The organism is Desmonostoc muscorum LEGE 12446, from assembly GCF_015207005.2.
GTDB lineage: Bacteria > Cyanobacteriota > Cyanobacteriia > Cyanobacteriales > Nostocaceae > Nostoc > Nostoc muscorum.
This window is the reverse complement of the sequence record NZ_JADEXS020000002.1, coordinates 390924-412217: the sequence shown is the minus strand read 5'-3', so window position 1 is coordinate 412217 and position 21294 is coordinate 390924. Positions and strand designations below refer to the sequence as shown.

The 21294-nt window shown below is 40.8% G+C and carries 30 protein-coding genes and 2 pseudogenes; 16 read left to right on the top strand and 16 right to left on the bottom strand.

What is annotated here, in order from left to right:
• Positions 1-74: 74 nt before the first annotated feature.
• The 4 genes from IQ276_RS38200 to IQ276_RS38185 form a co-directional block, all read right to left on the bottom strand.
• Complete coding sequence (locus IQ276_RS38200; protein ID WP_193919585.1) at positions 75-635, bottom strand: WGR domain-containing protein; 561 nt, start codon at positions 633-635, stop codon at positions 75-77.
• A gap of 5 nt (positions 636-640) precedes the next feature.
• Positions 641-787 (bottom strand): hypothetical protein, encoded by a 147-nt coding sequence (locus IQ276_RS38195; protein ID WP_235116476.1) that lies wholly within the window; start codon positions 785-787, stop codon positions 641-643.
• Between the two features lie 48 nt (positions 788-835).
• Positions 836-1186: a hypothetical protein gene (locus tag IQ276_RS38190; RefSeq protein ID WP_193919583.1), complete on the bottom strand. Its 351-nt coding sequence runs from the start codon at positions 1184-1186 to the stop codon at positions 836-838.
• 94 nt (positions 1187-1280) lie between these two features.
• The gene (locus tag IQ276_RS38185; RefSeq protein ID WP_235116475.1) at positions 1281-1529 is read right to left on the bottom strand and encodes a hypothetical protein; all 249 of its coding nucleotides are present in this window, start codon (positions 1527-1529) and stop codon (positions 1281-1283) included.
• Here IQ276_RS38185 and IQ276_RS38180 point away from each other — a divergent pair.
• Genes IQ276_RS38180 through IQ276_RS38170 form a run of 3 tightly spaced genes read left to right on the top strand, consistent with a single transcriptional unit; the run spans position 1521 to position 3871 of the window.
• Positions 1521-2021 (top strand): helix-turn-helix domain-containing protein, encoded by a 501-nt coding sequence (locus IQ276_RS38180; RefSeq protein WP_193926082.1) that lies wholly within the window; start codon positions 1521-1523, stop codon positions 2019-2021. The two genes, IQ276_RS38185 and IQ276_RS38180, sit on opposite strands and share 9 nt — an antisense overlap.
• Before the next feature lie 8 nt (positions 2022-2029).
• Positions 2030-2593 (top strand): IS630 family transposase, encoded by a 564-nt coding sequence (locus IQ276_RS38175; RefSeq protein WP_309245649.1) that lies wholly within the window; start codon positions 2030-2032, stop codon positions 2591-2593.
• Between the two features lie 9 nt (positions 2594-2602).
• On the top strand, positions 2603-3871 hold the full coding sequence (locus tag IQ276_RS38170; protein WP_228043329.1) for an MrfA Zn-binding domain-containing protein: 1269 nt from the start codon (positions 2603-2605) through the stop codon (positions 3869-3871).
• A gap of 26 nt (positions 3872-3897) precedes the next feature.
• Here IQ276_RS38170 and ybaK read toward each other — a convergent pair whose 3' ends face one another.
• From ybaK to IQ276_RS38150, 4 genes are read right to left on the bottom strand one after another with little or no spacing between them, the layout of a single operon-like run.
• On the bottom strand, positions 3898-4368 hold the full coding sequence (gene ybaK, locus IQ276_RS38165) for a Cys-tRNA(Pro) deacylase (protein WP_193920688.1): 471 nt from the start codon (positions 4366-4368) through the stop codon (positions 3898-3900).
• Positions 4369-4395: 27 nt separating this feature from the next.
• Positions 4396-4794 (bottom strand): type II toxin-antitoxin system tRNA(fMet)-specific endonuclease VapC, encoded by a 399-nt coding sequence (vapC, locus tag IQ276_RS38160; RefSeq protein WP_193920690.1) that lies wholly within the window; start codon positions 4792-4794, stop codon positions 4396-4398.
• Positions 4791-5045 carry a hypothetical protein gene (locus IQ276_RS38155; RefSeq protein WP_193920692.1) on the bottom strand — a complete coding sequence of 85 codons (255 nt, stop codon included), beginning with the start codon at positions 5043-5045 and terminating at the stop codon, positions 4791-4793. Before IQ276_RS38155 ends, vapC begins: the two co-directional genes overlap by 4 nt.
• Before the next feature lie 12 nt (positions 5046-5057).
• Positions 5058-5306 carry a hypothetical protein gene (locus IQ276_RS38150; RefSeq protein ID WP_193920694.1) on the bottom strand — a complete coding sequence of 83 codons (249 nt, stop codon included), beginning with the start codon at positions 5304-5306 and terminating at the stop codon, positions 5058-5060.
• A 14-nt stretch (positions 5307-5320) separates the two neighbouring features.
• Between IQ276_RS38150 and IQ276_RS38145 the strand changes: the two genes are divergently transcribed.
• Both IQ276_RS38145 and IQ276_RS38140 read left to right on the top strand, forming a co-directional pair.
• Positions 5321-5497, top strand: coding sequence for a hypothetical protein (locus IQ276_RS38145; RefSeq protein WP_193920696.1), 177 nt, complete (start codon positions 5321-5323; stop codon positions 5495-5497).
• Positions 5490-6761, top strand: coding sequence for an IS1096 element passenger TnpR family protein (locus IQ276_RS38140; RefSeq protein ID WP_193920698.1), 1272 nt, complete (start codon positions 5490-5492; stop codon positions 6759-6761). Before IQ276_RS38145 ends, IQ276_RS38140 begins: the two co-directional genes overlap by 8 nt.
• A gap of 153 nt (positions 6762-6914) precedes the next feature.
• Here the strand turns inward: IQ276_RS38140 and IQ276_RS40850 are convergent, their stop codons facing one another.
• Positions 6915-8552, bottom strand: a complete 1638-nt coding sequence (locus IQ276_RS40850; RefSeq protein WP_193920700.1) for a PAS domain-containing sensor histidine kinase — start codon at positions 8550-8552, stop codon at positions 6915-6917.
• Positions 8553-8962: 410 nt separating this feature from the next.
• The gene (locus tag IQ276_RS38120; RefSeq protein ID WP_193920702.1) at positions 8963-9319 is read right to left on the bottom strand and encodes a hypothetical protein; all 357 of its coding nucleotides are present in this window, start codon (positions 9317-9319) and stop codon (positions 8963-8965) included.
• A gap of 178 nt (positions 9320-9497) precedes the next feature.
• Here IQ276_RS38120 and IQ276_RS38115 point away from each other — a divergent pair, with 178 nt between their 5' ends.
• Together IQ276_RS38115 and IQ276_RS38110 are read left to right on the top strand one after the other, a co-directional pair.
• Complete coding sequence (locus IQ276_RS38115; protein ID WP_193925515.1) at positions 9498-10928, top strand: IS4 family transposase; 1431 nt, start codon at positions 9498-9500, stop codon at positions 10926-10928.
• A gap of 71 nt (positions 10929-10999) precedes the next feature.
• Positions 11000-11401 (top strand): hypothetical protein, encoded by a 402-nt coding sequence (locus IQ276_RS38110; protein ID WP_193925513.1) that lies wholly within the window; start codon positions 11000-11002, stop codon positions 11399-11401.
• A gap of 28 nt (positions 11402-11429) precedes the next feature.
• Here IQ276_RS38110 and IQ276_RS38105 read toward each other — a convergent pair.
• The 6 genes and pseudogenes from IQ276_RS38105 to IQ276_RS38080 form a co-directional block, all read right to left on the bottom strand.
• Positions 11430-11756: pseudogene (locus tag IQ276_RS38105) on the bottom strand (DUF5674 family protein).
• An 85-nt stretch (positions 11757-11841) separates the two neighbouring features.
• The gene (locus IQ276_RS38100) at positions 11842-12312 is read right to left on the bottom strand and encodes a hypothetical protein (protein ID WP_069073586.1); all 471 of its coding nucleotides are present in this window, start codon (positions 12310-12312) and stop codon (positions 11842-11844) included.
• A gap of 116 nt (positions 12313-12428) precedes the next feature.
• Positions 12429-12674: a hypothetical protein gene (locus IQ276_RS38095; RefSeq protein WP_189525323.1), complete on the bottom strand. Its 246-nt coding sequence runs from the start codon at positions 12672-12674 to the stop codon at positions 12429-12431.
• A 155-nt stretch (positions 12675-12829) separates the two neighbouring features.
• Positions 12830-13210, bottom strand: coding sequence for a hypothetical protein (locus IQ276_RS38090; protein ID WP_193915341.1), 381 nt, complete (start codon positions 13208-13210; stop codon positions 12830-12832).
• Between the two features lie 115 nt (positions 13211-13325).
• A complete protein-coding gene (locus IQ276_RS38085; protein ID WP_228042957.1) occupies positions 13326-15185 on the bottom strand; it encodes a hypothetical protein in 1860 nt (619 codons plus the stop codon).
• An 85-nt stretch (positions 15186-15270) separates the two neighbouring features.
• Entirely contained in the window at positions 15271-16356 is a 1086-nt protein-coding gene (locus IQ276_RS38080) for a hypothetical protein (protein WP_193915339.1), read from the bottom strand.
• A 624-nt stretch (positions 16357-16980) separates the two neighbouring features.
• Between IQ276_RS38080 and IQ276_RS38075 the strand changes: the two genes are divergently transcribed.
• From IQ276_RS38075 to IQ276_RS38035, 9 genes and pseudogenes are all read left to right on the top strand, one after another.
• Positions 16981-17313 (top strand): helix-turn-helix domain-containing protein, encoded by a 333-nt coding sequence (locus IQ276_RS38075; RefSeq protein WP_193915337.1) that lies wholly within the window; start codon positions 16981-16983, stop codon positions 17311-17313.
• A gap of 96 nt (positions 17314-17409) precedes the next feature.
• Positions 17410-18033 (top strand): hypothetical protein, encoded by a 624-nt coding sequence (locus IQ276_RS38070; protein WP_228042956.1) that lies wholly within the window; start codon positions 17410-17412, stop codon positions 18031-18033.
• 30 nt (positions 18034-18063) lie between these two features.
• Entirely contained in the window at positions 18064-18204 is a 141-nt protein-coding gene (locus IQ276_RS38065) for a hypothetical protein (RefSeq protein ID WP_235116474.1), read from the top strand.
• Between the two features lie 122 nt (positions 18205-18326).
• Entirely contained in the window at positions 18327-18653 is a 327-nt protein-coding gene (locus IQ276_RS38060) for a hypothetical protein (RefSeq protein ID WP_193915335.1), read from the top strand.
• The gene (locus IQ276_RS38055; RefSeq protein ID WP_193915333.1) at positions 18646-18846 is read left to right on the top strand and encodes a hypothetical protein; all 201 of its coding nucleotides are present in this window, start codon (positions 18646-18648) and stop codon (positions 18844-18846) included. The genes IQ276_RS38060 and IQ276_RS38055 overlap by 8 nt, the downstream gene beginning before the upstream one ends.
• A gap of 25 nt (positions 18847-18871) precedes the next feature.
• Positions 18872-19261: a hypothetical protein gene (locus tag IQ276_RS38050; RefSeq protein ID WP_228042955.1), complete on the top strand. Its 390-nt coding sequence runs from the start codon at positions 18872-18874 to the stop codon at positions 19259-19261.
• Between the two features lie 101 nt (positions 19262-19362).
• Positions 19363-19794 (top strand): annotated as a pseudogene (locus tag IQ276_RS38045) (hypothetical protein); the annotation flags it as partial.
• Positions 19795-19899: 105 nt separating this feature from the next.
• The gene (locus tag IQ276_RS38040; protein WP_228042954.1) at positions 19900-20298 is read left to right on the top strand and encodes a helix-turn-helix domain-containing protein; all 399 of its coding nucleotides are present in this window, start codon (positions 19900-19902) and stop codon (positions 20296-20298) included.
• Complete coding sequence (locus IQ276_RS38035; RefSeq protein ID WP_193915331.1) at positions 20295-21287, top strand: DNA cytosine methyltransferase; 993 nt, start codon at positions 20295-20297, stop codon at positions 21285-21287. The genes IQ276_RS38040 and IQ276_RS38035 overlap by 4 nt, the downstream gene beginning before the upstream one ends.
• Positions 21288-21294: the final 7 nt, after the last annotated feature.

The window sequence follows — 21294 nt, the reverse complement described above, 5'->3', positions numbered from 1 at the left end:
CACTCATTGTTTTAATTTTCAACGATAAAAAACTACCACAAAACTACTATTAGAGAAGCTTTGTGGTAATTCGTTTACAAATGTCGCCAGAAGTTCTTGCTGATAGTCTTGAGACTGACAACCTTAATTTCTGTTGTTGCTTCAGGGGCATGACCAACAGCCACCGCAGCAACAATTGGTGCAGGTGTCGTTAGCAGAGAATTGAGTAATTCTTGCTGATAGTCAACATCTGCTACTGTGCGGTAAATTCTATACGGGTCTATCTGCATCCCTAAAGGTGTTGGTACTATTTTCAGATATTGATTTAGCATTTGGATGTAATGCTCATCAAAGTTTCTGTTAACAACATAAGAGCGTAAAGCATTGAGTAATTGAATTGCTCTCTCTATCTCGTAATGGGAGCAACTGCTGTCTATCTGAGGTTGACTCTCTCGGTAGCCTTTACCCTTTTTCTCGGCTACCAAATTATAAAATTTCTTGACAGCAGCAGAATTAGAACTACATTCATGAACTTTTGCTTGAGACTTGTAACCAACTCTACCCCATTCAACAGTGAGACTGTTACCTTCGACTTTACCAGACCAAAATTTGTTGCTGTTCTGGATAGCATCAACATACACTAAATAGATTTCCATGTTGATTATTTGTCTGTAGGTTGTGTATTTGATACGCCTAAAATCCTGTTCTTAAAGGTTTCAAAGCTTTCTTGTTTGGATTTGACAGGTGGTGGAACATTTTTGTTTAACAAAGAGTTTTTGAAGTCCTCAAAACTTGGATATTGGCTCATATTCTCCTCCGGTCTAATTAATTTGATTAATAAATTGGTGTTTGATTTTCAAACACTTCTTTCTATTTGGGCATTGCCCCATCTAATTTGATGTTGTAAAGCTTCAAGTATTGTTTCTGCTTCGTGTGTTGTTAATCCATTTAAAGTAGAGCAGATATCGTATAAATCTTGGGGGATAGAATCAGGAATTACTAGCTCACACAAAGCATCTTCAAGGGCTGTAGAAAATGGATATTCAGTTGGAGTGTACTCTTGTTGCATAACAATGTATGTAGACAGAGTTACTCGTAATAGCAGTTTTGTTTCTCTGTTTAACTTCTCTAAATACGCACCATATTTATTAACCAGTTGGTCAATGATTGGAGTCTGCCCGTAATAAGTAACTAAGTCTGTTGCCATTTTCTTTGGTCTATCTCATTATTAAGAAACTGCTGTCAATTACTAAAAAAAAAGTGATTGCCCCCATAGGATTAGGGAGCAACCGCAATTAATATCAGTTTAGGTTTCTGTATTTGGCAGCACGTAGCGATTGAGTTTTCACCGCAACCGCAGGGCTACTAGCCCGTCGTGCGGTGGATGCCCAAGCCTGCATTCTTTCGACCGCCGCAGCGTCCTGAATCGCAAGCGGGGTGATGGTTTGACGGCAGGCTTCGAGGTCATACCAAGTTGCAGTCAGATGTAGTAGTCTAGAAAAAGAGATGACGAAAACAAAAGTGAAGTCTGACGGGTGTATATGGCTCAAGTAACGCAAGCTTTTCCCCATTTAGATTTAGAGACGGTAAAACAAAGAGTAAAATTAGCCCAATCGCATTGGGAGAGACAAAAATGGCTAGTGATATACAATGCGATCGCAGACCCAAGAACAGCAGCCGAGATAGCTTTACACGTAGGAGTATCCAAAGGATTTGTCAGGAAAATAATTCAGCAATACAACCGTCAAGGAGAAGTCGGGTCATCAACGCCAGGGAAAGGGGGTAGACATAATTGCTATTTAAGCTGGGAACAAGAAAAAGAACTGATAGATTCTTTTAAAGAAAAGGCGCGTCGTGGTCAGGTTGCAACCGCAATGCAAATCAAACTTGCCTATGAAAAAGAATATGGTTTTCCAGTGCATAAGACGACAATTTATCGGCTATTAGAACGGCATCAATGGCGTAAAATAGTCCCAAGACCAACTCATCCCAAAAAAGACCCAAATGCTGTTGATGAATTTAAAAAAACTTTCCTCAGCTAGTAGAACAAATAAATCAAACAAGAGAGTCATCTGATACTAGACCTGTAGTATTAATGGCAGGAGATGAAGGCAGATTTGGTCGGATTGGGGAGGTTCGGGCTTGTTGGTGTCCACAAGGTATACGCCCAACTGTACCAAAACAACAAGTCAGGCAGTATATTTATGCCTACGCCGCAGTTGCACCCGAATTAGGCAAGATGACCTGCTTAACTTTGCCTTATGCTAATACTAAAATGATGAATTTATTTTTATCACAAATTTCTCAAGAGTTTGCTGATTATTTTGTAATTTTACAGTTAGATAAAGCATCTTGGCATCGTTCTAATGCTTTAAAAGTTCCGGAAAATATTCGTTTAATTTTTCAACCTGCTCATAGCCCAGAATTAATGCCTGTTGAACACATCTGGGAAGATATTCGAGAAAAACACTTTTATAATCAAGTCTTTCCTACTTTAGACCAAGTTGAGGAGGTACTATGCCAGGGTTTAGTCGAGCTTTGTTCTGATAGCGATCGCCTGCGTTCTTTAACTTTCTTTCCCCATCTCAGAATACTACCTTTGAACGCAACTTAGTATAAATTCATGGTGGCTAAAACAAAAGTTCCTGTTGGTGGCATTGAAGGCGAGTATAAACGGGTGAGTGTCTGCGCTAACTGCGGGTATTACCACGACGGCGATTTTCGTGACACTTGTGAAAACTGCGGCGCAGAAATTAAACCTGATGCTCATGGCAATGTAGCCAAATTGACTCGTGTACTGCCAATGGAAACTGCGATCGCTCGTCGTCGAGAACGCATTACCTGCGACGAAGAAGAACGGCTCAAGTATGGCTACAACATCACCACACATTTCCGTTACGCTAGCCAAAAGCGGGAATCAGCTATTGTTCAAGCTGCTGACGGTACGCCACTGTTCAAATTAACCTATGGAGCTACAGCTACCATTTGGCGAATTAATCGGGGACTGAAGAAGAATAGAGAAGAACGAGGATTTAAGCTCAATCCAACAACGGGTGTATGGGGCGACCATAAAAATCCACAGACTCAACAGACACCCGATAGCTTGCATACCGAAGTCAATTTAATGGTTGATGATACTTGCAATATCTTGATTGTTGAACCATTAAATGCTCCTGTGGAGGACAGAGAAGCTTTTATTGCCACCTTGCAATACACTTTAGAAACTGCAATTCAAGCCGTTTACAAATTAGAAGCTGATGAACTCGACTCCGAACGACTAGGCGAAGGCAAGTATTTACTGTTCTGGGAAGCTGCTGAAGGTGGTGCAGGTGTACTCTCTCAGTTATTAGAAAAACCAGAGGCATTTAAGAAAATTGCTGATGCAGCTTTCGACATTTGTCATTTTACACAACCTAAAGACAGTTGTATTCAAGCTTGCTATGAATGCTTGCTCTCTTACCGCAATCAATTTGACCATGCACTGATAAATCGTCACCTCATCAAACCTTGGCTTGACCTCTTACTGGAGAGTAGCGTTATTACTCAGGTCAAAGGGCTTTCTCGCGATCAGCAATATCAAAAATTGCTGGAACAGACAGACCCTAACTCTGATTTTGAGCGTGTGGTTTTGCAAGAAATTTATCAACGGGGGTACAAATTACCCGATGCTGCTCAGAAATTTATTCCAGAGGCAAACTGTAAACCAGATTTTGTTTATGAGGAAGAGGCGATCGCTATTTTCTGTGATGGTTCAGTTCATGATAGTCCTGATAAGCGCAGGCAAGACCAGATTGAACGGGATAATCTTAGGTACGAGACTGGTTATACTGTCCTTACCCTAAGCCATAGTGAAGGTTGGCAAACTGAATTGCTTGTTTTAGCAAGTTTATAACCTAGAACCAATCCATCCACTGACCCTTAATTTTGTACAATTGCTCCCAAAGTACCCTTAACTGCACGTAAATAATCATCTGGCGATAGTAGAAGCAGCATTCCTCGCATTCCACCAGAAACAGTAATCTGCTCAAATAGAGTTGCAGTTTCATCAAGATAAACGGGATAGTCTTTTTTGCTAGCTAAAGCTGTCACACCGCCACGGATATATCCTGTTAGTGGCTGAACTTCCTTGAGGGCAACTGTCTCAACCTTGCGGTTTCCTGAAATTCGCGCCAAGGCTTTTAAATCTAACTGAGCATTTCCCGGCACAACAGCAAAGCAGATACCTGTTGTGTCACCTCTGACTACTAGAGTCTTAAAAACTTGCTCTGCGGGAAGTCCTACTTTCTGGGCTGTACTTTCAGCAGCCAGATCGTCAGGATCTACTTCATAGCTCAGGATTTGGTAGGGAATACCTAGTTTGTCCAGTAGTCGAGCAGCATTAGTTTTCATTTAAATCCACAAAAGATATCATTGCTGTTACTCCCAATCCTCAATCACCAGCCCACTAACGCGACTAAATTCTCTTATGTTGTGCGTAACTAATGTTAAGTTATTCACTAGCGCAATCGCTGCAATCTGCAAATCATAAGGCCCTATTGGTGTACCAAGCGTCCCTAACTCTGCCCGAATTGTGCCAAAAATTCGAGCTGCCCGATCATCAAAAGGCAAAGATACAAAATTATTTAAGAATGCTTCTTGTAATGTTAAAGTCCGTGTGGGATTATTACTTCGCATTGCACCATAGAATAGTTCGGCTTTTACTACCGAACAAACAACGATATCTGCTGGTGATAGCGATTCTAACCTCTGCCTCACAGCAGACATAGGACGATTCAGATAAACAATACAAGCATTGGTATCTAACAAATATCTCACTCTAATGGCTCCCTAGTGTCATGCTCACCTTGGGGATATCTTTGAATTGGGTCATCTGCTAATGATCCAGCTGTTTGTTCAAAAAATCCGGCTGGCCATCCTAATTCTTGGGGTGTTTTCGGGGGCGCTGATGGTTCTATTTGTTGATAAATCACTACGACTTCCATTTCTTTGTCTGTTATGCCAACAGGAATCTCAAGGTGCAAAATGCCATCACCCCCAACATGAGAACATAACTTAATACTTTGCATTACTGTTTTCTCCTAGTCCTTGGCTGATTGAAAATTACGTGGTATCTCATCTATAATGCCGTATTCTTTTTCAATCACACTCAACAGCTTCTTCTCCATAGCTGTCAAATACGGTCGCTTCAACTCTCCCAAGTGCTTTAAGACAGCACTTGAGGCATCTTCCAAGTTTTGATTTTCCCATAGCCTATGAATGCGTAGGCGTAGCCCGCCGCAGGCATCGCTTCCTGTGGGAAAAACAGCACCATCGCTGATTAACTGCATCTGCTGACATTCGGATGAATAAGGCAATTCCTGAGAAATTATCTAGCCAAATCGACGCAGGTGTTAAACTCGCTATGAAAAAAGCTATTGAAAGACACCGCCGTTTAGTAGAATCTATTAGCATTTGGCAAAATGGCCAAGTTGTGAGATTAACCGCCATACAAATTCCTCCTTTCAACTCAGATGAGTAACTTATTTTCCCTCATTCCAGATCAAATCCGAGATAAACTACCACTGACGGAAGATAAAAAAGAACTACTTCAACAGCAAACCATTAGTCAAAATATTCCAGGAACAATTCTGCGGGATTTTCAAACTATTTTAGAATTTCTCCAACCCAACGGCGTTGAAGTTAGTAGCACTTATCACCAATTCTCGCTTAAGTATCTCCAAGAACTTAACTCACAATTGAGTTATCCCATAGATATTAACCTCAAACGTCCTGTACAAAAATCCTATCCTTATATTCACGGTCTTTATTTCCTTCTCCGCGCCTCTGGAGTGTCTCAAGTTATTACCGAAAGTAAAAAGAGCAAGTTAGTTTTAGACCCAAAAATTCTGCAAATTTGGCAAGGATTAAACCACACAGAACAATATTTCACACTGTTAGAATCTTGGTTAGTTTGGGGAGAAAGCGAACTCTTAGGCGACCAAAGAGATATGTTTGACCAAGCATATCGCTGTTTATTATTTTGGAACAATCTTCCAGAAGAAGGATTAAAAATTAATAATTACTCAGAACAAGATAAATTAGTTTATTATCCTGGTTTCCACAATCTTGCTCTCTTACATTTATTTGGATTAATTGAACTGACATCAGGAAAACCACAAGCCGCTAAAGGCTGGAGTTTTACTCATGTAAACCCCAAGGCTTGGGGTAATGCTCTCATGGCTGTATTAACAGAAAGTCGCTCAAATATCCAAATAGAAGATTACGCCACTTTTAGGTTAGATTTTCGCATAGCTTTTGACAATTTAAAACCTTATCTCCAACCCTATTTCCCGGAATGGTCACAAACTTTAGTGATTGCCGAAGGCGGTTTTACTGAGGGTGTTTACATATTTAAAGCCACTTTACAGAATGCTTGGCGACGGATTGCTATCCCAAGTTATTTGAATTTAGATGAAGTCGCTGCCGCAATTGTGCAAGCATTTGATTTTGATCCAGAACACCTCTACAGATTTATTCACAAAGACCGTTTAGGAAGAACTTTGGAATTTAATCATCCTGTTGTCGAAATTCCCCCTGATACCTGCGATTTTCGTTTAGGCGATTTATCCTTAGAGGTAGGCAGTCATTTACAATTTATCTTTGATTTACTGCAAGAGTGGGAATTTGATTTATATGTGGAGAAAATTGAACCAGCCAATGACAAAATGAAAAAGCCCAAGATTCTTGAATCTGATGGTGAACCGCCAGCGCAATATGGTGAAGAAGAAGAAAGCTGGGAATAGATTTTCTACTGTGATAGGCTACGTTCTAATCCATACATACGTGTCAGAATTGGTAGTGCGATCGCTCTATATTGGTTTTCAGTTGCAGTTCCAGCTAGTGCAGGATAATTATCTATTGACAACCTTGCTATTTTGTCCCTAAAAAGACACTATTTATGTAACTGGGATATTATGAGCTTCTTGTATCTTTGCTTGTACAGGTTTAATTTGTTGAATGGGAATCTCGATTATGAATTTAGTTCCTGCTCCTGGAGATGAAATACAGTTTAAATGTCCTTGATGTTTTTCTGTGATAATTTGATAGCTAATTGACATTCCTAAACCAGTTCCCTTACCTACTGGTTTGGTCGTAAAAAACGGGTCAAATAGGCGCTGTTGAACTTCTTGCGACATTCCTATGCCATTGTCAGCAATCTCAATCGCAATCCAATCTAAGTTGAGGACAAGAGTGCGGATAACGATTTGTGGGTTGTGTGGCTGATTAATAACAGATAAATTTTCTAACGCATCGATGGCATTAGTGAGGATATTCATCAACACCTGATTAAGTTGACCCGCATAACATTCTACTAAAGGCAACTGACCGTATTCTTTGATAATTTCAATTGACGGATGGTCTGATTTATCTTTGAGGCGGTTTTGCAAAATCAATAGTGTACTTTCAATACCACTGTGGATATCCACAGTTTTCATTTGGGCTTCATCTAGTCGAGAGAAGTTCCGCAAGGATACAACAATATCACGAATGCGCTCGCTTCCCGTTTTCATAGATTCTAGCAATTTTTTTAGGTCTTCAGTAATAAATTCTAACTCGTTCGCTGCAATGGCTGACTGAATTACTGGTGCAGGGTCAGGATATTCTTGTTGGTAGAGTTGTAGTATTTCTAGTAATTGTTGAACATATTCTTTAGCATGAGTAACATTACCATTGATAAAGCTAATAGGGTTGTTAATTTCATGAGCCACTCCAGCCACTAGTTGTCCTAAAGAAGACATCTTCTCAGTTTGAATTAGTTGCGCTTGCGTCTTTTTTAATTGTTTTAGTGCTTCAGTGAGTTGTTGATTTTTTTCGGTTAATTCCTTCTCGCGCTGTCGCAAGGCTACCTCTGCCTTTTTCACAGCAGTAATATCTAAACCCATTTCCACAACCATTGGTTCACCGTTCATATTTTTGAACGGATAATCATAAATCTGATACACATTGCCTGTTTTACTATCAACCCATTCCCAAAGTTGCGGAGCATTAGTTTCAAAGACGCGAAAGGTAGGACAGACTGAACAAGGCTGCTTCAGCCCAGCGATCGCCTCATAACAACGTTTCCCTGTGGGGTTTCCAAATACCTCCAAGAAGCGTTGGTTATAAAATCCTACGCCATAATCATTAGGTTGCAGATAAAGGAAAGCGGGTAGCTGATTCAATAGGTTATAAAGGCTTTGGCGTTCCGTTGAGAGTGCTTCTATTTGCCGTTGAAGCTGGTTGATGTCTTTGCCTATTGCATAGATGAGTCCCTGTTGGTCAGTTGATACACTCCATGACAACCACTGATAACTACCATCTTTGTGAAGATAACGGTTATCCCAGTGCAAATTTTGCAGTGGTTCAGTTGGTAGCTGATTGATTACAATATCTTCTGGATGTACTAATTCTAACCAAGAATGCCCAATTAAGTTTTCTGGTTTCCATCCCAATACCTTTTCCCATGCAGGATTGACTTGCTGGTAGCAACCATCCCTTGAGATGATACAGAATAAGTCAGTTGAAAGGTTGAAGAAATCTTCTAGATTAAACACAGTAATCTTGTTATCTAAATTTTGTCTTCAACATAACTAAGTATATCCACTAGTTACAATGTCAAGATTACTGAATAATTACAAATAGAGTGAAAATTAAACTAAACAAAACTTGATCCCATAATTGCGGTTTCCAATTCCAATAGCTCTAATTGTGATTCCTTTGGCTTCAATCTCTTCAAATTCTCTTCGCAGCCACCAAGCATATTCTAAGTTATCAAAACTTCCAACTGAACTCAAATAAGCACGAGTAACTTTGAAGTATTAGAGCAACCATCTAAAACGGGTTTAATCTCTCCATCACTAAAAAAGCAAGCGTTGAGTTTGACTCAAAATTGAGTAAATATCTGGAGAATTGGTGGGTGTTTCAGTATTCATGTACAAGAAGGCAACAGTCTTTAAATAAAATTTTAGATAGATTCAGACAGCAACCCTGACATATCTAATACTCGCGCTGACCAAGTACTAGCTTGCTCGGACATATTTTTACATTCGCTCTCATTAGACCAAAGACTATCAAATTTTAATTTCCAACGTGCTAGTTGTATTTGAATGTTAACCAATTCTTCGGCATACTCAGATTCAATTTCTGCTGCCGTCCATTCAATAAAACATATAGTTTCATCTGTCACACTTTCAACAGCTTCTTTATAAGCGCTGTTACAAAATGTTCTAATCCTTGCTAAATTGGAAGCTATGTGTCCTAAGCGAAGTGATGTATTTTCACTTTGAAACCGTGCTTGTTTTTCATCTAACTTCTGGTTCATGTCCACCAATTAACTCCTGAGCAATTTGTTTAACCCATTCTCTAATTACCTGACTTTTCACGGGATGTGGAAAAGGGGATTGGTTCGCGATAGCTGGTCGCGAACCAATCCTCTGGACTTAAGATAATTTGCGTCCTCTAATATTAAGGTGCTTGTAGTATCGTATTTTGGGGTGCAAATGAAACTATTAGAAGCAAACCCGTACCGCGATTGTGATTTTGGTGACAAACGTCTGACCGACAGAGCAGTGTTAATTGCGGAGGCTTTAAAAGTAAAATATGGTCATCCTCTATCAGAAATATTTCAAAGCGCTAGTGACCTCAAACGTGGCTACGAATTCTTTTCTAACCCCAAAACAACTTTTGAGAAATTGACCCAACCATCTTTTAAACAGACGGCACAAGAGATTTATGGCATACCAATAGTATTAGCGGTAGGAGATACTACTTATCTGGATTATAAAAAAATATTAGAAAAAAGAGATGATTATGGGCCTACGGGCAATGGTGGGAACGGACTAATTTTACATAGTTCTTTAGCACTAGACCCAGACTTTGGTCAGCCACTAGGACTATTATGGGAGAAATTGTGGCATCGACAGCACAAAGCATCTCCACCACCAGAGGAAACATCTACGGCAAAAAAAAAGCGATTAAAAAAAGAACGTTTAATCGCCAAGAATAGAGCTTTTAAAGAGAAAGAATCTTATCGATGGGTTGAAGTTTTTCAGAAAGTAAACAAATTATTTAAAGGTTTAGAAATGCCTGATGGGGGACTACTCTCAAGAGTAATTCATGTCTTTGACCGTGAAGGAGATATTGCAGAAGTATTCGCACTTCAACGTAAAAATAAAAATACAGGTGTAGTTGTCAGAGCCGCTCACAATCGTTGTTTAGAAGGAGAAAACTCTTATCTATGGGAGTATGTAACATCCCAGAAAGTGCAGTTTATAAAAGAGATTGAATTACCTGAAACTAAAAAGCGAAAAGAAAGAACTGCCACCTTGGAGATCAGGTATTGTCCAGTATCAATAAATCCTCCTTCTCGGTTAAAAAAGTCAGGCAATTTTAACGTTTACGCGCTCTTTGCAACAGAAATTAATGTGCCAGATGGATGTGAGCCAATTACGTGGATGCTACTGACAAGCGAGTTAATAACAACACAGACAGAAGCATCTCAAATTCTTCGATGGTATACGTATCGCTGGCGGATAGAAGAATATCACAAAATACTAAAATCTGGCTGTAAAGCGGAAAGTTACCGCTTGGCAGGGGAGAGTATGTCAACAATGTTAGGTTTTTTAACAGTGATTGCGGCACAATTACTGCGAATGACTTATCTACACCGGAATTCCCCGCACAGTTCAGCAGAATTGGTGTTAACAAAAATACAAATGGACGTGCTACTTGCTAGTACTCCACCCAAACAAAAAAAGCAGATACAGCTTACAGTTGACTGGGCAATTAGAGCAATTGCACGTCTCGGCGGATACTTAGAACATAGGAAGAATAGCCCTATTGGGATACAAGTTTTGTGGCGAGGCTGGTTGGAATTAGAAACTTTATGCCAAGGTTGGTTGCTACATGAAAATCTAAAATCAATATATTGATTTTAGTTACTCGCCTTTGTTAGGAGGAATATGGTTCGCGACAACAAGTCGCGAATCTAGGAGTTAATTTGATGTCGAAAGACCGAAAAACCATAGCCCAAGAGGATTTACACAAGCGTATAGATTTTGTGATCTCGATGAAGGAGCGTCTGGAACTTGAAGTAGCTGCCATACACGACTCAACGCCTGTTGCGCCACCTAGTTGTAGAATCGCTCGTTACCTAGCAAAGGGGCGTAAAGAATTTTATTGGTACTATAAACTACATGCTACAACACCAATATTTACGACTCGAAATGATGGCAAGCTATCCAAGTACAAGCATTTAGGTAAGGCTGGTAGTCAAGCCTACATAGATGCCATTGAACAAATTACTGCAAGGACTAAAATTGAAGCTTTAGATCGTTCAATTGAGACTCTCAAACAGGGTTTAAAAGATTTAGTCGAAGAAACTTCCAAATATAATAAAGAATAACAAGTGGTTCGCGATAGATTATCGCGAACTACTCTTTCTTTTCCACATCCCGTGAAAAGTCAGCTCTAATTACTGGGTCTTGAATTAGCATTGAGCGATTATTTTGACTTGGGCGAATGTTAATAATCGATTCATAGGCGATTGATTGATTAAAAGGAGTCTAGTCAGCACCCCAGATATCTCGCTGTCTACTACCGTCTTCAAGCAATGCTGCTTCACAAAAAGCGTGTTTCTCTCCTCCTCCAGCTAAAATCCCTCTTTCTATGTCTACTGCTATTTTGATATATAGTTCCAAAGTTTGCAGCTTTTGATGAAATTCTTCTAATATTGCTCTTTGCTTGATAATGAGTACCAAAATCTCACTCCTAACACTCTAAATACGTAACTAGCTACAAGTTTTATTTTTGTGGAACCGCCAAATAAATCTCTGTATTGAACAATTAAATAAATTCCACCTCATTTGGAAAAATAAATTCACACTCAACAGGTGATAACCAAATATGACAAATTACATTGTCATATTCTTCTGCTTCAACTATCGCTCCTGCTTCACAATACTTTTTTCCAACAAAATCAGAGTTTCTTAAGTAAAAAATTTTGGGTACTAATAATTTAGCTAACTTTAATTTACCTTCTTGTTTAGCTTGATAATAGGCTTGGGTCAGTTGTTCATTACTAGGATGATGACGAACGTAGCTCATCAATGCTTTCCACTTTTGGGGGCTGAGTCTTTCTTTTAAACTGTCAGATAAACTTGTATCACTTTGTTTTTGCTGTTCGGCTTCCCATTTCTCCCATTTCACCCTTTGAATATATAACTGAACAGCTTCTTTAACAGAAATTCCATGCGTTCTCGCAATTGTCAAGACATGAGCGGCTATTTCTAGGTCTTTAATTGAGTCGGAATCCATTGAAAGTAATTACAATTTTCAGATAGTAAATCAGTTGATACTCCTATATTTACAACAAACCAGTCTACTTAGCTCTTGCACTAACAATTAAAATTGCGATTACACGACCAAATATACTAGCCTTGGCTCAAAAACTTATTTTTATATTGGCTTGTGTTGTGGAACTTTGTTAAAAATGCGCTCAGTGCGATCGCCTTACTACCGCCCACCACAGCCCTCAAGCGACCCCAACAGTTCCGTTGAAAAACCGTTCTGAAAAGGCTAAATCGGCATCGGTAACTGGAAGATTGCGCTTGGGGAGGAGCGATCAGACTTGTACACAGCAAGAGCGATCGCCTTGTGCCAAATCTGCGATTCAACATCAGATAATCCCTGCTGTCTAACAACAATGGCTTTGATGATGCGGCGGTTTCCAGTTGGGGAGTGAAGTGGGAGCAACTTCTCTAATTCTGCCAGAGAAGTTGCAAGATAAATTCGTAAACTCTCAAGTCGGAATTAGAGATTACGAATTGAGAGTTTATCTCCTCAAAATATTAATAGCTGCACCTGCTGCTGCGCCATCTAATAAATCCCCAGCCACATCTTCGCGCCCGCCAAGAATAGCGCGAACCCCGGCGCTACTTGCTGCACCGACTGCGGCATCTCTACCTAAGTTACGTTTTTTCTTACGTCCAACCAAATTGACGGCAGCACCAGCCGCAGCACACTTAGCAGCATTGCGTAAAACAGTACCACGTCTTCTAGCAGCTCCAGTTACTACACAAGTACCAGCACCAAGGGCTGCATCTCCTAAAATTCGGTCGTTAGCTGCTGCTGGTTGAAGAGGAACTAAGGAGATTGCAGTTAAACTGGCAGCCATGAAACTGGGTAGAAATGCGCGTTTGAGAATTCGATTCATAGTAGATACCTTCTTAAAAAATCAAACGACTGTTCAAAAGACTAAAAAAAATTCAATTTGTTGCAGTCATAAATTCGCTTATTTCTAGTTTAGACCTGGAGTTTAATGCTTTACATCAATCCAATCCCAAATTTCTCATCGCTTTCCACAAATTAGGTCGTCGCTTATGCTGGACTTTCCATTGAGACAACAAACTATCATAACTCTGTGGTGCTAACTCCTTCAAAGCAGACATCCATTGTGCATTTTTCGTATAATCAGAGCTTTGAGACGAGTCCGGTCTGGGTACAAAGTTGTGTAAATTTGCTTGCCAATAAGCCATCACTCTTTCCCACAAATCAGGGGGCGCATATTCTTGGAGATACATTCTCCTAGAAATATCATCCCGTGTTGATAGTTGGTTTGGTAGAATCACAATCTCATAAAACTTAGGATAGGGGGATTTTCCCTGATACTTTATCTCGGTCAAATCTTTTGTTAACAAATGTAAAATACTATATTCCCCACCCAGTTGTCCTTCATCTCCAGGTAAATTCTCCAACCACTCGATAATTTGTTGCCTAAACCAAGTATGTCCTTTTTCCTCAGTTGTAATACTATCGAGCAACCAATGCAACCACCAAGTATCTAGGGGTTTTTGATTTGTATAAAAATATGAATATCTGTATGGTGTACCACGTTTAATTATTGATTCACGCCAAGATGTAAACAAGGCTTGCTGAGTCTCTTTATTAACTGGTATCTCAGCAAAAGCTTTGAACATACTCGACCAGTCGTAACAACATTCAAAAGTAATATATTGAATTGACAACGCATTCACCCGTTCGATTTCTCCCAATTCTCGAACAGCTTGCTGATAATAGCGAAGTAAAGTTTTTTCCTTTTCCCAATTCCCAGGAGCGTAAGAAAATCCATCCACAGCAACAAATAGCAGCGAGTTTTCCGGTATCCAGGGATTCAAGTCAGGTTTGTTTTTTAATAACGCATCCAAAGTCTCTTGAATCACTGTAAGACTTTCTCTATATTCTTGTTTAGCCAACAAATCCTCAATTACAGGTAAACCATTTTGCCATTCCTGGGAAATAGTCGCCCGGAGATTGTTCAAATATATCTCTGGGGTTGCAAATTGCTGCATCAATTCCATGTAAACTATATGCCAATAAGAAAAAGTATTCTCTAAGTCATGCTTCCACAGAGAAACTTCTCGATTGGCTGTCAATCCGTCAAAAATTAACTTTTTTTCAACATCAGGTAAATTGGAAAAGAAATCGATCACAGCATCATCATCTAAACTGGTGTGGTAAAATTCCTCATCCAATTCCCTAATTCTTTGAGCTAATTTGAACCCATTTTGTCCTTGTGACTGCACCAATAACCATTCCCATTCCAACAAGCTACTTGTTGTCGCTCCTTCCAAATGAATACCATTAGCAATTTCCATCCAGTCGGGTATACCATTAGAGATTTCACTTTCTGCTGACAACAAACTGGCTGCAAAACCATCGTCATTACTAAAGCCATTCTCAAAAGCCGTTTTTACCAATGGCTTCATCTTTTGTGCAACTGCTTCTAAATCTTCAACAAAAGTACAGTCATCAAAATAAGGTTCTTCCCAGCTTGCTTCTTGGACTATATATTTTCCCTCTGACTGTGATGCTTGCCAAATAATCTGATTCCATTCTCCCCATAATTGAGACCAAGTTTGAGCTAATTTTGCCAAAGAAATTGGTTGTGCTTTGCTTGTTTTTACCTGTTCTACTGTTTGAGGTGGAGCGATGATTTGAGTTAAAGTCTCCTGGGTATTCCCTTGCAGTTTAGCAAACACAGTTACTCGCTGTTCGTCGGATAAAATCGCAAATAATTCATCCAGTAGCTGGGAAATTTCCCTTTCTGTAAGTGCTTCAAAGATGCGCGAACCAACAGAGGTTTCTTGTTTAATCTTACTCAAAGAATTGCTCTGGCTCTTTTTTGGCATCTTGGTAAATCCCCTTAGCATTACATAAATAGCCTATTTCAACCGGAAGTAACGAGGAGGACAGTCAAACATTATTTAACAAACGTTAATTTGCAATTTCAGCTTCCAGCAAACTCAACACTTTCTCTTCCAAAGCTGTCAAATAAGAACGGTTCACCTTCCCCAACGACTCCAAAAACCTCTGCACCGATTCCTCCAGCCCACTCGAATACACTCGACTGATGCGATCGCAAATCACCCGCATCTGCTCACGCTCCGCAGGCAGGTAGTTGAAGGACTTCAGATGTTGCAACCCAACCGTGTACTCGCTATCCCAGGTTTTGACAGTACAGCTGAATTCGCCCACATGGTTAACTATGCCCCAGCAGCCACCCTTGCCCCTGAGTTCTGGATTATCTCTGGCTAAGATTTGGCATACCTCGCCAATTTGGTAGGTGTTGGGTATTCTGGTACGTTCCATAATTTTCTGCACCACATCAGCAACGATCCTGGCACTGGGAACTTTACCGTCAGCCTCCTGTACTGCCCGTTGCCAAACTTTAACCTGCTGCTGGGGTTCTAGCTTTGCCAGAGGGCGCACTTGTCCTTCGTTAGTCGGCAGGATTCGTGAGAGGTTAGGTCGAGTTTTGTCTACTTCCTCGTTTTGGGAACAATTTGTTCCCGTTTCATCCACTTCCCCATTTTGGGAACAATTTGTTCCCGTTTCATCCACTTCCCCATTTTGGGAACAATTTGTTCCCGTTTTATCCACTTCCTCGTTTTGGGAACAATTTGTTCCCGTTTCATCCACTCCCTCATTTTGGGAACAATTTGTTCCCGTTACTATGTTGTCAAATATTACAGAACCAGCTATTAGATAATTGACTCGGCGATGGGTGTATCCAAATCTATCACGACAATACTCCTCAAATGTGCGATGAGTGGATCTGTATAACCTGCGATCGCGCAACTGAGCCAATGCCTTGCCTGCCTCAAAAAACGCCCGTTCCACACGGCGCTCTAAGTGAAGGCGATCGCGCTGTTCCTGCTCGGTTAATTCTGGAACTTCAACAGCACTAACCGTAATTGTTGCTGTAGCTGGGTTTTCTTCTTGGGTAAGGTTATCTGGTAGCGTATCGTCACTGGATGCAGCAGAGGTAGCTTTTTTGCGCTTAGAGGGTGGTTTAGCCATTATTTCACCCCTAACTGAACAGTACTTGAGCAAATATCGAGTTGTGCCATGATGGGGGTGTGATTAAATTGATATGAATTCCCCAAACCTTTTACTGAGGTTGGGGTTTTTCCTTAACTTATTTAGATATATATTTGCATCTGCGGTAGCCATCCTTGTTGCTTTGTCGGCTTTGGCATTGTCTCTACATTCCTGTGTATAAAATGTCCATGACAACGAAAGCGGCAAGTAAGCTCATACCGCTTTGATAACCCCGAGGTGTACTTGTAGTACTTGTGGAGCTATAACCATTGCCAGTACAGCATTTTTACGTGCCAACGGTTGCTTCACTTCGTTAATTGAACCGTGTCGCAGTTTATGTATGGCTTGGTGCAGCCCAGCGTGGGCATTCGTTGCACCATTGATTGCTGGAAAGTATTACTTGTGGGTCTGTCATTTTTTAGAACCCCTTCAGAGTAAGAACTCTCAACTTACTTCCTAAACGACAACACAAAATTAGAGCGATCGCTTTCACGATTTAGGCTCTACGCTAATACTGCTTAGGTTTTACATACTTCATAGAAGAAGTATACCACTATTTCCACATATCGTGTAAATATAGGAGTATCAGTGAGAGAAATCGTAATGCAAGGAATACCTTTGGATTTGGTATCCCGGATTGACTGGGATCAGGAATATGGTGAGTTTTTATTTCAGCAAAGAGAAGACAAAAAACTTTCTAGAGAAGAAGTAGCACAAGCAATCACAAGGCTTGGAGAACCTTGTTCTCAGCAGTTAATTCATAAAATAGAAAAATGGAAGGGTAAAGGTGATCGCTCTGTTTCTTTGTCTCTTATCTTGAAGTATTGTCAAATTTTAGGGATCGAGCTTAGGCAATTTTATCCTGTTGTAGCACAAACCCTTAGTTACCCATTGTTACAAAAAATCTCGTCCGTAGCTGTTGACCAATTTCCATAAAATATGTAAAATAATAAGAGATAAAACAAAGGACAACCGCTTCAGCCTGGAAAACTTGTGCGATCGCCCTTTGACCCTTTTACAGGAAATCTTATTATGACCCATCCAACCTACACACAGCAAGCCCTTTGCCGCTATAACCTCCCCCGCCTCAAAAGAATCGCTGGCGAACTCGGTGTTACACCCACCGACGACAAAAGAGCGACTGACACCTGGGTAAACGCAATCATCACCCACCAATCCACCCAGCTTCAGAAAGTTGACAACCAAGCCCTCGCTCAAGCTGAACTCGACAACTACATCGCTGACCAAGCCCAAGCCGTAGCTCCTGAACCCCTCACAATAGTCGAAATCTCGTTTGACCATCACGAATATTATGCTGATGACAAACTGGTAGCCAGCATCAGCCATGACGACAACCACTTAACGCAACCCTGGGTAGTAATGGTCAACGAGAAAGAAATATTTCGTGCCAACACTCTAATGCGTTGCGATCGCTTCATCTGCACTCACTACAAAGATGCTTCATTACCTGTGCAGGAAAAAGAAGCAACACCCCCCACGACCGAAAACCAAATCATGGCGCATATCTTCAACGAGTGCCAGAATTACGGGTTTGAAATTCTCGATGATGGCATTTACAACAACAACGGCGTGAAACTGGGGCAAGTCGGATGCACTGACGGTGACTGGTGGGTGAAGAGGCGTTATTCAGGTTAGCAGCAGTATTCTAACTCGGTCTATGATGCAGTGCGCTCATTATCAATGGTGGACGTGGCTACTGATGATAAATCCATTTTTGATGAATATATTTTAGACCAACCCTTAGAACAGCTAACTGGCAATAAATTGCAACGGCTGCTGGAGAGAACGGAGTTAGTTACAGCGTAAGTTTTGGGCTTCGCCTGGGAAAAGGTTAAAGGGAAAGGGGGAAAGGTAAATTTCTTCATTCCCTTCCCCTTTGCCCTTTCCCCCTTTCCCTAATTATTTATTCACCAATCCCCATTAAATCAATGCAACCCACAATCTCCATCCCCCAACACTGGGGCTACCCCCGCTTTGCCTTGGAACAGCGTACAGAACAAGGCACAATTCTAGGACTTTACTACTACCCATCTGGTACAGAATTGGCTGAACAATTTGATGATGGTTGGCGTTATGCTCTGATGCCTAACAAGAATTCTGATGAAATATCGTACTTGAAAGAGGATCAAATCCAACCGCTCACGCCAGAAGAATTATTCCAGCAAATTACCGCAGAGATTGACTTTTATCAACAACAGATAAGCATTCTCAACCGACAGTTAACCGTATTAACTAAGGGTGCAAACAATGGCTAATTCTACAAACAGTTTTGACCGTAGAGCCAATCATTTGCTGCGTTCGATTCGGCTTTGTGGCGGTTGTGTTCCATTGCATCGTTTGCAATTCCAATTCTCCGATTCAGTCATTCAAACTCTGCTGGATAAAGAACTGGTGCAAATACAGAATACGGGACGCGGCTTTTTGTTGGAGATTGCCGAGGATTTTTAGGTTATTAATCCCAGAGGAGAAAATTATGAAACTTTACGCTAAGACAATCGCACAAACTTTACCAGATTGGGCAACAGTCGTTACACAGAGCACAGATTTATTTGAGGTTGAAATCAATGATGAACACCCAGATTTTCAATCTCTACTTGAAGAATTGGAAACGGAGATTGAGCCAGGAATAACAGGAGTGAAAGCAGAAGATTTATGTTCACGACTGGGCATTGAAATGTCTAACTCCAGCCTCCAGCAATTAGTTGAACAAGCTCAAAACCTGATATCCCTTATTGCTACGCACCCAGACTATAAACAACTCCTGAACGAGGGATATCAACCTGATTTAAACATTGCCGATGCTCAAACTGCGCTCACCTATCTGGAATGGGAGCTAGAGCGGAATCAAGAATCTTCTGTTTAGTAAAGAAGCGATTGCTTGAATATCACCTTTTCTTCAAGCATTCGTAAAGCACTCTCCTGTTCCGTTACAAACCACTAATTATTGCACAGGTTACAGTCAACATGATTACTGAAATCAAACTAGGTTTATGCAACCCTCCCGAACCGATTTATCTCTATGTAAATCAGGGAGAAGTAGACGGAGAATCTTACGTTTGGTACAAGTTCAATATCAACCAAGATAAGAAAATTCCAGTTTCCCAAAGGGCATTAACTGGGTACTTGTCTGAACTGCGCCTAACGACTAAAGAGTTCAAAGGCAAGGACAACCTTAAACTTGATATTGTTGTCAGCGCTGATGAACTTTATATAGTGAGAACTGGCATTGAAACCAATTTCGCCAAAAGCTTCCTTTTAGCTGCATCATTAGTCCAGGATTTTTCCAAACCACTGATTATCGTTGCGAATGCTGGCGACGAGAATACAGTTTTCTGTAATCTTTACGATGCTGCAACTAAAAGCAGAATTGAAAGAGAATGGAACAAAAATGCTGATTGATTTGAATATTTATCAGGTGGACTTTGAATCAATCAGCGCTCAAATTGTACAAGGACAGACTGACACACATTCTATCTCTACATCAATATCAGAGGTGAGATCATGAATATCAAATGGAGTGATGAAGAACTAGAAATTATTGAGGCGAAAGCTGAAGTCTATACAATCAAGCAAATAGCCTCAAGCCTAAAAAGACGAGGATTCTATCGCACACCAGTTGCAATTTATCTGAAGTTAAATAGCTTAGGTTATTCAGCCCGTCCCACTCTTGATAACTATTCTTGTAAAGAAATTGCTCAAGTTCTTCAATTGAATTTCTCAACTGTCACAAGGTGGGTAAAAAGAGGATGGCTCAAAGCTACAAAACGTTCTGCCAGACATTACCAAATTCGGAGATGGCATCTTAAGCAGTTTTTTGATAACCCACCTCAATCAATTAAAAAACGTATCACCTCTCTTGATCCAGAAGCAATTAATTACTTGTTAGGCAGGAAAGTATGACAGAACAAATCACTCCCTTTAAAACTCAAAAAGTCCTTGACCTTTGTTCTGGTATTGGCGGCTTCACCCTCGGTCATTTGATTAGCGGCGGTTTTGAAACTGTGGCTTTTTGTGAGATTAATCATTACTGCCAACAAGTTTTAAATCTGCGCTTCCCACATATTCCAATTATTCCTGATATCCATGACATTACAGTTGAGTCTTTGGCAAGAGTCGGAGTTGGAGAAGTTGACGGTATTATCGCCGGACTCCCCTGCCCTCCCTTTAGCCTCGCCGGAAAACGTCTTGCATCGCAGGATGAACGCAATCTGTTCAGTGAGTTCTTTAGAATCCTTCGCCAAGTTCGACCAAGATGGGCAATTGTGGAAAACGTACCCGGATTGCTCACTGCTGAAGGCGGTCAATTTTTCCGCACCGTACTATGGCAGTTTGCCAAGATGGGGTTTGATGTGCAGTGGGGAGTGCTTTCGGCAAGCCAAGTGGGGGCCATCCACAAACGAGAACGAGTTTGGATTATTGCTACCAACTCCCAAAGCTCAAGACGGCATACATCCTGGAACCAGTACGAGAAAGAGCGGACAAACGCTGCATTTGTCGGCGGCGGTAATCATTGCAACTTCCACAGATCATCACAAAGTCACAACTCAGTTGAATACGGAGCCAGAGCGATCGCTCAACGTACATCTAGTAGAGGCGATGATGGGTTTTCCGCAAGGTTGGACAGATGTCTCCTTACCCACGCAGGACTTACAGATTGCCTTACTGCTGCCACAGTCCCCAGCTTCAGTCGGCTCAGTCGTAGAGAAATTGCAGCGCTTACGCTCTATTGCCAACAAGAATATCGCCAACTCTCTTGCGAATACCAAGCCATCAGAAGACAACACAAACAACAGTTGATCGCTCTGGGCAATGCCATTGTCCCGCAATGCGCTGCACTAATTTTTGAACGACTCAAAAGAATTTTATCCCAACAACAGAAAAACGCATGATTGAGTT

Excerpts from the sequence above, each read along its gene's own strand:
- IQ276_RS38040 (WP_228042954.1), top strand. The coding sequence starts at position 19,900 with ATGAATATCAAATGGAGTGATGAAGAACTAGAAATTATTGAGGCGAAA.
- IQ276_RS38055 (WP_193915333.1), top strand. The coding sequence starts at position 18,646 with ATGGCTAATTCTACAAACAGTTTTGACCGTAGAGCCAATCATTTGCTG.
- IQ276_RS38035 (WP_193915331.1), top strand. The coding sequence starts at position 20,295 with ATGACAGAACAAATCACTCCCTTTAAAACTCAAAAAGTCCTTGACCTT.
- IQ276_RS38180 (WP_193926082.1), top strand. The coding sequence starts at position 1,521 with ATGGCTCAAGTAACGCAAGCTTTTCCCCATTTAGATTTAGAGACGGTA.
- IQ276_RS38090 (WP_193915341.1), bottom strand. The coding sequence starts at position 13,210 with ATGAATCGAATTCTCAAACGCGCATTTCTACCCAGTTTCATGGCTGCC.
- IQ276_RS38075 (WP_193915337.1), top strand. The coding sequence starts at position 16,981 with ATGCAAGGAATACCTTTGGATTTGGTATCCCGGATTGACTGGGATCAG.
- IQ276_RS38170 (WP_228043329.1), top strand. The coding sequence starts at position 2,603 with ATGGTGGCTAAAACAAAAGTTCCTGTTGGTGGCATTGAAGGCGAGTAT.
- IQ276_RS38100 (WP_069073586.1), bottom strand. The coding sequence starts at position 12,312 with ATGGATTCCGACTCAATTAAAGACCTAGAAATAGCCGCTCATGTCTTG.
- IQ276_RS38060 (WP_193915335.1), top strand. The coding sequence starts at position 18,327 with ATGCAACCCACAATCTCCATCCCCCAACACTGGGGCTACCCCCGCTTT.
- IQ276_RS38155 (WP_193920692.1), bottom strand. The coding sequence starts at position 5,045 with ATGCAAAGTATTAAGTTATGTTCTCATGTTGGGGGTGATGGCATTTTG.
- IQ276_RS38195 (WP_235116476.1), bottom strand. The coding sequence starts at position 787 with ATGAGCCAATATCCAAGTTTTGAGGACTTCAAAAACTCTTTGTTAAAC.
- IQ276_RS38140 (WP_193920698.1), top strand. The coding sequence starts at position 5,490 with ATGAGTAACTTATTTTCCCTCATTCCAGATCAAATCCGAGATAAACTA.
- IQ276_RS38150 (WP_193920694.1), bottom strand. The coding sequence starts at position 5,306 with ATGCAGTTAATCAGCGATGGTGCTGTTTTTCCCACAGGAAGCGATGCC.
- IQ276_RS38080 (WP_193915339.1), bottom strand. The coding sequence starts at position 16,356 with ATGGCTAAACCACCCTCTAAGCGCAAAAAAGCTACCTCTGCTGCATCC.
- IQ276_RS38110 (WP_193925513.1), top strand. The coding sequence starts at position 11,000 with ATGTCGAAAGACCGAAAAACCATAGCCCAAGAGGATTTACACAAGCGT.
- IQ276_RS38120 (WP_193920702.1), bottom strand. The coding sequence starts at position 9,319 with ATGAACCAGAAGTTAGATGAAAAACAAGCACGGTTTCAAAGTGAAAAT.
- IQ276_RS38085 (WP_228042957.1), bottom strand. The coding sequence starts at position 15,185 with ATGCCAAAAAAGAGCCAGAGCAATTCTTTGAGTAAGATTAAACAAGAA.
- IQ276_RS38050 (WP_228042955.1), top strand. The coding sequence starts at position 18,872 with ATGAAACTTTACGCTAAGACAATCGCACAAACTTTACCAGATTGGGCA.
- IQ276_RS38145 (WP_193920696.1), top strand. The coding sequence starts at position 5,321 with ATGAATAAGGCAATTCCTGAGAAATTATCTAGCCAAATCGACGCAGGT.
- IQ276_RS38095 (WP_189525323.1), bottom strand. The coding sequence starts at position 12,674 with ATGTTGAATCGCAGATTTGGCACAAGGCGATCGCTCTTGCTGTGTACA.
- IQ276_RS38115 (WP_193925515.1), top strand. The coding sequence starts at position 9,498 with ATGAAACTATTAGAAGCAAACCCGTACCGCGATTGTGATTTTGGTGAC.
- IQ276_RS38190 (WP_193919583.1), bottom strand. The coding sequence starts at position 1,186 with ATGGCAACAGACTTAGTTACTTATTACGGGCAGACTCCAATCATTGAC.
- IQ276_RS38070 (WP_228042956.1), top strand. The coding sequence starts at position 17,410 with ATGACCCATCCAACCTACACACAGCAAGCCCTTTGCCGCTATAACCTC.
- ybaK (WP_193920688.1), bottom strand. The coding sequence starts at position 4,368 with ATGAAAACTAATGCTGCTCGACTACTGGACAAACTAGGTATTCCCTAC.
- IQ276_RS38200 (WP_193919585.1), bottom strand. The coding sequence starts at position 635 with ATGGAAATCTATTTAGTGTATGTTGATGCTATCCAGAACAGCAACAAA.